Here is an 11,198-nt window from a genome sequence, read left to right on the forward strand (position 1 = left end):
GCCTTGTAAACCCGATCGAATGTGGGAGCTGGCTTGCCTGCGATGCAGACGACTCGGTGTGTCAGTCAAACCGAGGTGATGCCATCGCAGGCAAGCCAGCTCCCACAGGTGGACCGGGTTTTCTCTTAGTTGACCGGGACGCTGCGCCGTTTGGCCACCGGCTCGAGTGCCTGCTTACGCTGCTGCAGAGCCTCCAGCAAACCAAAGTCCTGGGGAAAGTCATCCACCTGGATACCGTGGTCGGCGTATTCCACATAGCGCGCCAGCAAGGCGTCTTCGTCATCGCTGATCAAGTCCAGCGCCCGCGCCTTCACGCGCCAGTCGGTGAAGGCCGTGGCAGAAATCGGCAGCGGGCCGAGCAAACCTTGCTTGATGGCGGGTTTGAGCCGCGCCTCGATCAACTCCACTTGGGGCAACAAACGGAACCCCAGTTCGCCATACGCCAGCTTGTCGATTTCCGGACGCGGGATGTAGGAATTGGCCAGCAACCGGTCGCGGGTCTCGCCAGGGGTCTGCACCACCTGCGCCACCTGCGCCAACAGACGGTCCGATGGTTTGCGCAGCGGGATGCCAAACGGAAAACTCAAGGTGCGCACCACCGCCGCAGCGGGTTTTGAGGGGTAGTTGTCGAGCACTTCGGCCAAGGCTTCATGGGCGCGCAGCAACGCGTCCTGGGCCGCCCAGTGCACCAGCGGCAAGTCCGCCTGGGGCCTGCCGTCATCCTCGAAGCGCTTGAGCACGCAAGACAGGATGTACAGCTGCGACAGGATATCCCCCAGGCGCCCGGTGATACTTTCCTTGCGCTTGAGGGCGCCGCCCAGCACGCCCATGGAAATATCCGAGATCAGCGCCAGCACCACCGACAGCCGATTGGCCTGGCGGTAGTAGGCCGCCAGCGCCGGGTCGGTCTTGGCCGGCGCCGAAATCAGGCGCCCGCCGGTCAGAGCATGCACCGCTGCGCGTACGGCGTTGGCCACGACAAAACTCACATGGCCGAACATCGCGCTGTCGAAGTCTTCCAGAGCCTTGCGCCGGTCGGGGTTGTGCGCCGCTTCCATCTCGCGGAACACGTAGGGATGGCAACGAATCAAGCCCTGGCCAAAGATGATCAGGCAGCGGGTCATGATGTTCGCACCCTCCACCGTAATGGCGATGGGGCTTTGCTGGTAGGCACGGGCGAGGAAGTTATTGGGGCCCATGCAGATGCCTTTGCCGGCGACGATGTCCATGCCATCGTTGACGATGATGCGCGCACGCTCGGTGACGTGGTACTTGGCGATGGCCGAGATCACCGACGGTTTCTCGCCGGCGTCCAGGGACGCCACCGACACCTTGCGCACCGCATCACACGCATATAGATGCCCGGCCATGCGCGCCAACGGCGCCTGTACACCTTCGAACTTGCCGATGGGCAGGCCGAATTGCTTGCGCATCGCCGCATAGGCGGTGGTACCGCGCACCGCCACTTTACCCAGGCCGACGTTGGCCGAAGGCAGGGAAATTGCCCGACCTGCCGCCAGACATTCCATCAACATGCGCCAGCCGTTGCCGATTTGGTCGCGGCCACCGATCACCCACTCCAAGGGAATGAACACATCCTTGCCGGTGGTTGGGCCGTTCTGGAATACCGCATTCAACGGCCAGTGACGCCGGCCGCTGTTCACGCCCGGGTGGGACGTGGGGATCAACGCACAGGTAATGCCCAGGGAACCTGGCGCGCCAAGCAAGCCCTGCGGGTCTTCGGCGCGGAACGCCAGGCCCAGCACCGTGGCAATCGGGCCGAGGGTGATATAGCGCTTGTCCCAGGTCACTTTGAAACCCAGTACTTCCTCGCCCTCATGCATACCTTTGCAGACAATGCCCAGGTCAGGGATCGCGCCGGCATCGGAGCCGGCATACGGGCTGGTCAAGGCGAAACAGGGGATGTCGTCACCGCGTGCCAGGCGCGGCAGATAGTAATTGCGCTGGGCGTCGGTGCCGTAATGCAGCAGCAGTTCGGCCGGGCCCAGGGAGTTGGGGACCATCACCGAAATCGCTGCCGCCGAGCAGCGTGTCGACAGCTTCATCACCACTTGGGAATGGGCGTAGTGGGAGAAGCCTTTGCCGCCGTACTGCTTGGGAATGATCATGCCGAGGAACCCGGCATCCTTGGTGTACTGCCAGCCCTCGGGGGACATGTCCTGCCAGACCTGCGTGGTTTCCCAGTCGTTGGCGATATCGCACAGGGTTTCGACTTCGTTGTCGAGGAAGGCTTGCTCCTCGGGGCTCAGGCTGGCCGGCGCGGCTTGCAGCAGACGCTGCCAGTTGGGTTTGCCGCTGAACAGCTCGGCGTCCCACCACACCGTGCCGGACTCGATGGCCGCACGCTCGGTATCGGACATCGCCGGCATGATTGTACGAAACAGGCCCAAGGCCCTGGTGGTCAGCAGCTTGCGGCGCAGGGGTTTGATTGCCAGCACCAAGGCGGGCAGCGCCACCAGCAAAGCCGCGACAGTAAGGCCCAGGCCGGCCACCGCGTTGAACAGGTAACCAACCGCCAGCCAGACGATGCCGGCGCTGAGCCACAGGGCGGCGGCGGCTTGTCGGTAAGCCAGGGCAATCGCTGCTGCGATACCCACCAATAACCAGATAAGCATGGGGGAGACCTCTACTTGATTCAGGGTGTGGCAAACGCGTGGGCAGCTCGACATGAGCTGCGGCTGAAAACCACACTACAAACTTCAAAGAGCAAATTCAAATTTTGTTTTGAAATTTTTATTTAATCGTTAAACCAAAAAAAACACGGCTGAATGCCTCAACCGGTCATCACCGACATAGACCACCGCCCTGTAGAAAGACGCAGCTCGGAGGAAGGCTGCAAGATGCGCTTGCCGCCCTCCGCCATCGCCCTCAGGCCCCGTCAGAACGCATAGGTCGCTGACAAACTGACCACATCACCCGAAGACTCGGCCTTGCCATCCAGGCTTGCGCCGCCCAGTCGGTCGATGTTTTTGGTCTTGAGATTGACCTTCTGCACGAACTGATGGGAATAGGCCACATCCAGGCTCAAGCCCTTGACCGCCTTCACATCGTAGCCAGCCCCCAGCGAAAGGAACGTACGATCGCCATCGGGGATGCGTGGATCGCGGGTGGAGTTACGTGTAGGCGTCTGGTCGATAGCCACGCCGGCACGCAAGGTCAGTTCATCGGTCGCACGGTAGTCACCGCCGAGGGAGTACATCCAGGTGTTTTTGTAGTTGTAGGGAATGGAGACAATGCGCATATCGCCGGAGTCGAGGGTCAAGTCCTTGAACGACGACCATTCGGTCCACGTGACGCTGGCACCCAGGGTCAGGCGATCGTTGAACTGATGCACCCAATCCAGGCCCGCAGTGGCAGGAATATCCAGTTGAACCTTGGCATGCGCACCGTTGGGGGCCAATTCCAGGCCAGGATAGGCGGTGTTGACCAACGTACCGGTGCCCCCGAATGGGCTGGGCTGAGTCATGAGGTTGTAGGAAAACTGATCGGCGTACAGGTTGTACTTACCCGTCATCTTGTTTTTGATCTTGGCGTGGTAATTCAGGCCCAGGGTGTCGCGCTCGGTGGGTTTCCACACCACGCCGGCAAACCAGCCAGTGGAAATATTGTCGACCTTGACCCGCATCAGCGCATGGCCCACGTCTGAGGGGAAGTTGATCCCGCCAAGCTCGGAGTCAGACACTGCCGCAGCGGACAACAGGTCGACGTTCTGGCTGACGAAGCCCTTGCTGTGCTGCACGATCATGCCGCCGCCCACGGAGAACTGGTCGTTGACTTTAAACGACAGCGAGCCCGTCAACCCGACGGTTTCGATTTTGGTATCCACGGCAAAGTCGCGCAGTTTGGAGTCTTCATTCCAGGTGGAGCGCATGCCCTGTGGCACCACTTGGCTCAAGCCGAAGGCAAACCGGTCGCCCAAGGGCATCACCATGAAGCCGGTGGGCAGCCAGGCCGTGAAGCCGCCCTGGCCACCGTCGTTGTTATTGACAGCGGTTGCTGCGCCATCGGGAAAACCATTCTCGTCCAACGGCGTACTGGAAATCGGGTTGCCGGCGTAATCCGAGGCACTGCCCTTGTACTTGATCTTGATGCGCGCATAGTCGACCGTGAATTGCGCAACATTGTGTTCGACAAACGCCATGGCGGCCGGGTTGTTATAAGCCGAGCTCGGGTCGTTCTTGAACAACGAGCCGCCGGCAAATGCCCTGCCCCAACCAGGTGCGCCGTAGGTCGGGGTAGAAAAACCGCCAGCCTGTGCAGGCGCGATGAAGGCGGTTACCCCTCCCATCAACGCCAGCCCCAGCAAAACCTGCACGTGTTGTTTCTTATTATTCATGCGGCACTCCTTTTTGTTATCCCTGTGAACCGGCCTCGCCCGTTCGTCTTGCTGCCCGGCACTGCCTGAACTGGCGCCTGGAAAAGGCGCCAGTCTTTCAGCAGGTGATCAACCCAGTGTTCCGACCGGCCATCAAGGCACGATGGTGAAGGTTGGGCTTGGGGTCACGCTCAAGCTCACCACGGTGCAGCTGCCGCTGAGCCCTTGGTTGGCCGCCGTCAGCACCCCACCGCTGTAGCCCACGGTGATGGTCGATGGGCCACAGTTAGAGGCTGGGTACAGGACAGAAGAGGCGATGGTATAGCCGACATTGGCGACCGAACCTGCCGCTGGGCCGGTGGCGGTCAATGTCCATGGCAACCCGGTGATTTTTGGCAATGCGCAAAGGCCGCTACCGCTCACCGTCACCCCGGTGATCTTGGCCACGCCAGTGGCGTCGACGTTGCCGGTAAAGTTGGCAGTGCAGTTAACGGTGGCCTGATAGGACGACGGTGATTTCACCGAAATAGTGCCAGGCGCCGTAAAGTTCGAATTAACCGGCGTGATGCTGTAGGCATTGGCCATGGAAGCAGCCCCCATGCAAACAGCCAAGGCAGAGAGCGACACGAGAGTTTTCAAGCTTTTCATTGTTTTTCCTCACATGTTATGGCGATTCATTTCGCCAGGGGTAATGGCCATGATCGAGAGGTCACGGTGAAACTGCAGAACTTCCCTTTCCAGCCAAATTTCAATGCATTTACCGCTACAACCGTTGGAACGCGTTATTCGACAACTTTGAAGTTGGGTGGCATCTTGATCGACACCGTCTTGATCTTGCAGTCTTCGCCAATCGCCACATCGCTGGCTTCCAACTTGCCGGTGGCGTTATCCCAAGTACCGTCGGCCGTCGACGGCCCACACTTGCCACCCAGGCCAAAGGCATGCACGTCCACGCTGATCTTCGACATGGAGCCGCTTTTTGTATCTTTGGCGATTAACACCCAAGGCAAGTTGATGGCTTCGACACGGCTGCACTTGAGGCCACCGTCGAACTCGACTTTGTCGACATTCACCGATGAACCATCGGCTGCAACCTTGCCGGCCACCTTGATGGTGCAATCGGCACTGATGAGCTTGCCTTTGGAAAAGCTGATAGGCCCCTGGGCAGTGAAGGCACTGCCCGCGGGTTCGATACGCGCAGCCTGGGCCTGGTGATACACAATCAGGCCCATGGCCGCCAAGAAGATGTGGGCGGTGAACTTGGCAGAACTTTGCATGGTGTACGTCCTTCCCTTGAAATTATTGTTGTAGGGTCAAACCAGGTGCTTGCACTCAATACTCCGGGCGATCAGAACCTGCGCGATACACAGATCCCGAGTACACCCTGAAGGCTTACTTCATCTCAAAACGGCTTGGCACTACCGCTGTACTTTTCCAGGTACTTCAAGCGTTTTGACGGTTGAAGATTGGTCAGATTGATATCACCGCCATAGTGATTCAGTACGCGATGGTCCATGCGACGCCGCCACAAATACGGCACATAAGCCCAGACAATCATGCTGGCATAGCCATACGGAAGTTGCGGTGATTCATCAAAGTGACGCAGCGACTGATAACTACGCGTGGGGTTGGCATGGTGATCGGAGTGCCGTTGCAACTGGAACAGAAAGATATTGGTGACAATCCGATTACTGTTCCACGAGTGACGCGGCGAGCATCGTTCATAACGGCCATTGGGCAACTTCTGACGCTTGAGGCCGTAATGCTCGACATAGTTCACCACTTCCAGCAACGAGAACCCGTAGATGCCCTGGATAATCAGGAACGGAATTACCGCCGCCCCCAGCCAGGCAATCATTGCGCCCCACAACACCACGCTGTACATCCAGGCGCTGAGCACCGCGTTCTTCCAGTGCAGGGCCGGCAGGCCGAGTTTGCGCAGGCGTTCGCGCTCCAGGTTCCAGGCCGACACGGCGCTGAACCACACCGAACGCGGCAGGAAAGCCCAGAAACTTTCACCCAGGCGCGAGCTGGCCGGATCTTCCGGAGTGGCGACCCGGACGTGATGGCCACGGTTATGTTCGGTATAGAAGTGCCCATAGAAGGTCGGAGCCAAGGTGACCTTGGCCAGGAACACTTCCAGGGGCTTGGGTTTGTGCCCCAGCTCATGGGCGGTGTTGATGGCAATGCCGGTGGCGGCACCGGTGGACATGGCCATGCCCACATAGGTCAACCAGCTGATTTCACCGTGAAGTTCAGTGCGTGCGGTGATGAACGCGGCGGTCCTGGCCAGCCAGTTCGACGGTTCCAGGGTGGCCGTGGCCTGCAACAGGCCGCCGTTGATGATCCAGTCGATACCGCCCGCAGCGAGCCAACCGGTGATGACCACCGAGGCAATCACAAACAGCACGCCGGTGTAGACGATCCAGCGGTAGTAGCGTTGGGATTCAAGGTGGCTGACCGCAGATTCGGGCGGGTTGCTGACGTCTTCGCCAAGCAGGCCGTCAATCAGCGGGATCAAGCCGAAGATCACCAGCACGCCCACCCACCACAGTTGTTGCACGCCTGTGGTGATGGCAAGGGCGCCGGAGAGTAAGGGAGTCGCCAGCGGCATAATGCCGAGCCACCACAGGTGGCGTTTGCCGTCGGCCCACACGGTCGCAGCTGCCAGCGTCTGGTTCATGGCAGCCTCCGAACACAGTCGGTAGGCGATGCGGCAGCGGTGCGCTGACTGCTGCGAGAAATCATGCATGCGATAAAAGGCGTTTTTTTCATTATTTTATTCGCTCTTAGGCATTTCAAAAATAATTTCAAATTACACATTGAAATATTTTTTTAAATAAATAGCGCGGAATCGTTAGGTCGTCAACTAGTTTCTCCAGCCCTTTTTTCCGTGACCGAGCAGTCTCTTTTCAGCCATTGGGTCAGGTACTCAGGGCAGGCATCAACGCTAATGAACCGCAGTCGAGTGGCACCGTTATTTGCTCGCCAAGGCTACAGATGGCTGTAACTGCCTAACGTTTTCACCGGGTCGAACCCGCTTGGCCACCTGCTCCACCAGCGCCGCCACGCGCTCGGTGGCGGTGATCGGCAACATATGCCCGCGGCCTTCGATCACCTGCATTTTCAGCCCTGGCACCTTGCTGGCCAGGGCCTGGCCGTGTTTCTGGAAGTCGAGCACCTTGTCTTGCCCGCCGTAGATCAGGCCGATTGGCAGCGTCAGTTGGGAGTAGCGCTTGACCATCTCTGGCAGGTGGTCGTTGACCCGGTTGATCTCGGTGGACGCGGCGTAGAAGTTGTCGGGGCGCATGCCCAGCAAACCGCCGCCACGGCTGGCGAAGTCTGGCGGCGCAGGGTCCGGGGCGAACACGCCCTTCACCACCGAGTCTTTGGTCAGCAGGCCGATGGGCAGGGTCAAGGTGTGGGCCACCCAGCGCCGCAGCCAGGCCGGGCGCACGGCCAGAGACAGGAACACCAGCGGCAGCATGCGTTGGGGGTGAGTCAAGGGCGCAACCAGCACCAACCCGGACACCGCATGCGGATGGTCGAGGGCCAGCGCCAGGGCAATCGCGCCGCCCAGGGAGTGCCCCAGCACCAGCGGTTTGTCCAGATCCAGCGTCTTGATGAAAGCCGCGATTTGTCGCGCCTGGGCAGGCAAGTCTGCCGGCGTGCCGCTATGCCGGGTGGAATAGCCTGAGCCCGGCCGGTCGAGGCTGATGACCCGAAAGTGCTCACGCAACTGGCCGGACAAGGCATAGGTCAGGTTGCGACTGCTGCCCATCAGCCCGTGGATCATCACCAGAGGCGGGCCCTTGCCCTCTTCGACATAATGAAAGCGCTCGCCATCCACCTCGACGAAGCGCCCGTTGATCGGCACGGTCGCTTCAATGCGCCGCGTCATCCAGGCACTCAAGCCCCATAACACCGCGCTGGCGCCCACCAGCACACCCGCAGCGACAACCCACTCCACAGCCATAGCTCGGTCCTCTGCTTCCCTGCTGCTGGCGACCCGACCGGAATTGGCCTGGCCTCAGCCATCGTCCACACCCTGGACCTAAACTTCATGCATACCACGTTCGTCCGTCGGACAAATCGTTCATGCGCAACAAGGCCCTAGCGTAGGCGAATTTTTCAGGTAGATTATTTAAAATCTTTTTTAAAATAATTAATTCAATTTTCCTTTGCAATGGTGTTCTATCTAAAAGACAAAACAAAAACAGGAGCACATCCGATGCCCAAGCGCTTTATTGACGAGGCAGCCCTATGAATGCCCCCAGTGACTCAATCGACATCGCCATCATTGGCTCCGGGTTCGCGGGCCTGTGCATGGCGATCAAACTCAAGGAGGCCGGGCTCACCGACTTCTTTATCGCCGAACAGGCCGAGACACTCGGCGGTACGTGGCGCGACAACCACTACCCAGGGTGCGCCTGCGACGTGCAGTCCCACGTGTATTCGTTTTCCTTCGCGCCCAACCCGAACTGGACGCGACAGTTCGCGGCGCAACCCGAGATTCGTGCCTATCTGGAAGACTGCGCCAGGCGCTTTGAGCTGGCGCCCTACCTGCGCTTTGGCATGGGCCTGCAACGTGCGCTGTTTGATGAACAGCAGCAGCGCTGGCAGCTGACCTTCAGCGACGGTCGCCAGGTCAGCGCACGGGTGCTGGTGTCAGGCATGGGGGGCTTGTCGCGCCCGGCAATGCCGGACATCCCAGGGCTGGACAGCTTCAAGGGCAAGCGCTTCCACTCCCAGCAGTGGGACCATGAGTATTCCTTGAAGGGCAAGCGCGTGGCGGTGATTGGCACCGGCGCCAGCGCCATCCAGTTCGTGCCGCAGATCGCCCCGCAGGTGGCGCACCTGGACCTGTTCCAGCGCACACCGCCGTGGATCATGCCCAAACCTGATCGGCCGATTTCCGCTGCCGAACGCTGGTTGTTCAAGCATGTACCGCTTACCCAAAAGCTGGTTCGTGGTGCGCTTTACTGGGCACTGGAAGGCCGCGTGGTGGGCTTTGCCCTGCACCCACGCCTGATGAAAATGGTGCAGAAAATCGCCCTGCGTCACCTGCGCAAACAAGTGGCCCGCCCTTCCCTGCGCAAAACCCTGACGCCGGACTACACCATCGGCTGCAAGCGCGTGTTGATCTCCAACGATTACTACCCGGCGCTCTCGCGCAGCAATGTCGAGGTGGTCACCGACAGCGTGCTGCGCATCGAAGCCGACGGCGTGATCACCGCCGACGGTATCAAGCACCCCGCCGATTGCCTGATCTTCGGCACAGGTTTCCAGGCCAGCGACCCGTTGCCCCGTGGCTGCATCATCGGCCGGGACGGCATCGACCTGATGGACGCCTGGCGCGATGGCGCCCATGCCTATAAAGGCACCACCGTGCCGGGCTACCCGAACCTGTTTCTGATCGTCGGCCCCAACACCGGCCTGGGGCATAACTCGATGATCCTGATGATCGAGGCCCAGGTCGCGTACATCCTCGACGCCCTGAAACACATGCAGCGCCAGCGCCTTACCACGGTAGAGGTCAAGCCCGCCGTGGAGCACGCCTACAACCAGCAGTTGCAGGACAAGCTCAAGCGCACCATCTGGAACACCGGCGGCTGCCAGAGCTGGTACCTCGACCCACGCACCGGCAAGAACACCACGCTGTGGCCCGGCTCGACCTGGCGCTTCAAGCAGGTCACCCGGCATTTTGCCCTCAAAGACTACAGCGTCAGCCAGGCGCCGGCGCCCGCCCTGCCGCGCGCGGTTGCAACGCCCCACTCCACCACAGAAGGCAGCCTGTCATGAAGTCATTCAACGGCCGCGTTGCGGCGATCACCGGCGCGGCTTCCGGCATGGGCCGCTCATTGGCCCTGGCCCTGGCGCGGGAAGGGTGTCACTTGGCGCTGGCAGACAAAAACAGCCAGGGCCTGGAACAGACCCTGGCGCTGATCCGCACCTCGACCTTGTCGCCCGTCACTGTCACCACCCAAGTGCTGGACGTGTCCGACCGCCAGGCCATGCACGATTGGGCAGCACGCTGCGCGGCCGAGCACGGCCAGGTCAACCTGGTGTTCAACAATGCCGGGGTGGCGCTGTCGAGCACCGTCGAAGGGGTGGATTACGCCGACCTGGAATGGATTGTCGGCATCAACTTCTGGGGAGTGTTGCATGGCACCAAGGCGTTCCTGCCGTACCTCAAGGCCAGCGGTGCCGGGCATATCATCAATACGTCCAGCGTGTTCGGCCTGTTCGCCCAACCCGGCATGAGCGGCTACAACGCCACCAAGTTCGCGGTGCGCGGTTTCACCGAAGCCTTGCGCCAGGAACTCGACCTGCAACGCTGCGGCGTGTCGGCCACCTGTGTACACCCCGGTGGCATTCGTACCGACATCTGCCGCAGCAGCCGCATCGACGCGAACATGACCGGTTTTCTCATCCACAGCGAGCAGCAAGCCCGCGCCGATTTCGAAAAACTCTTCATCACCGACGCCGACCAGGCCGCCAAAGTGATCCTGCAAGGCGTACGCAAAAACAAGCGCCGCGTGCTGATTGGCCGCGATGCGTATTTTCTCGACCTGCTCGCCCGTTGCCTGCCGGCGGCCTATCAGGCGCTGGTGGTGTTTGCCAGCAAGCGCATGGCGCCCAAGCCGCGCACGCCAGTGTTTGAAACCAACGACGAGCCTCGACTCTGAACAGGAGGACGCACCATGTTGCCGATCCGTCGCGATATCCGTTTTGCCTTGCCTGCCGAGCGCATCAAGAACTGGCACGAACAAGGGCCGGTGGTCAGCCATTTCTTCAATGCCCTGTCGTTGCTGTTTCCCCAGGGCGAGCTGTTCTTCATGGACAGCGTGCGCCACTACCG

General features: G+C 60.4%; 8 protein-coding genes. 2 read left to right on the plus strand and 6 right to left on the minus strand.

Translation table 11 applies throughout. The features are described 5' to 3' along the window. Window positions 1–125 precede the first annotated feature (125 nt). From E1K68_RS16195 to E1K68_RS16220, 6 genes are all read right to left on the minus strand, one after another. The gene (locus E1K68_RS16195) at window positions 126–2,636 is read right to left on the minus strand and encodes an acyl-CoA dehydrogenase (RefSeq protein WP_212614397.1); all 2,511 of its coding nucleotides are present in this window, start codon (window positions 2,634–2,636) and stop codon (window positions 126–128) included. A gap of 263 nt (window positions 2,637–2,899) precedes the next feature. Continuing rightward, window positions 2,900–4,357, minus strand: a complete 1,458-nt coding sequence (locus tag E1K68_RS16200; protein ID WP_003190765.1) for an outer membrane protein transport protein — start codon at window positions 4,355–4,357, stop codon at window positions 2,900–2,902. Between the two features lie 132 nt (window positions 4,358–4,489). Then, a complete protein-coding gene (gene praB / locus E1K68_RS16205) occupies window positions 4,490–4,984 on the minus strand; it encodes an alkane oxidation protein activator PraB (RefSeq protein ID WP_003190764.1) in 495 nt (164 codons plus the stop codon). A 134-nt stretch (window positions 4,985–5,118) separates the two neighbouring features. After that, on the minus strand, window positions 5,119–5,613 hold the full coding sequence (gene praA / locus E1K68_RS16210) for an alkane oxidation protein activator PraA (protein ID WP_047710679.1): 495 nt from the start codon (window positions 5,611–5,613) through the stop codon (window positions 5,119–5,121). A 125-nt stretch (window positions 5,614–5,738) separates the two neighbouring features. Beyond that, window positions 5,739–7,019 (minus strand): alkane 1-monooxygenase, encoded by a 1,281-nt coding sequence (locus tag E1K68_RS16215; RefSeq protein ID WP_034135415.1) that lies wholly within the window; start codon window positions 7,017–7,019, stop codon window positions 5,739–5,741. Between the two features lie 294 nt (window positions 7,020–7,313). Next, complete coding sequence (locus E1K68_RS16220) at window positions 7,314–8,312, minus strand: alpha/beta hydrolase (protein ID WP_003190760.1); 999 nt, start codon at window positions 8,310–8,312, stop codon at window positions 7,314–7,316. Window positions 8,313–8,599: 287 nt separating this feature from the next. Between E1K68_RS16220 and E1K68_RS16225 the strand changes: the two genes are divergently transcribed. After that, on the plus strand, window positions 8,600–10,138 hold the full coding sequence (locus E1K68_RS16225; protein ID WP_212614398.1) for an NAD(P)/FAD-dependent oxidoreductase: 1,539 nt from the start codon (window positions 8,600–8,602) through the stop codon (window positions 10,136–10,138). Next, window positions 10,135–11,025: an SDR family NAD(P)-dependent oxidoreductase gene (locus E1K68_RS16230; protein WP_212614399.1), complete on the plus strand. Its 891-nt coding sequence runs from the start codon at window positions 10,135–10,137 to the stop codon at window positions 11,023–11,025. The genes E1K68_RS16225 and E1K68_RS16230 overlap by 4 nt, the downstream gene beginning before the upstream one ends. The last annotated feature ends 173 nt before the right edge of the window (window positions 11,026–11,198 follow it).

Source organism: Pseudomonas sp. B2021 (genome assembly GCF_018135665.1).
GTDB lineage: Bacteria > Pseudomonadota > Gammaproteobacteria > Pseudomonadales > Pseudomonadaceae > Aquipseudomonas > Aquipseudomonas lactis.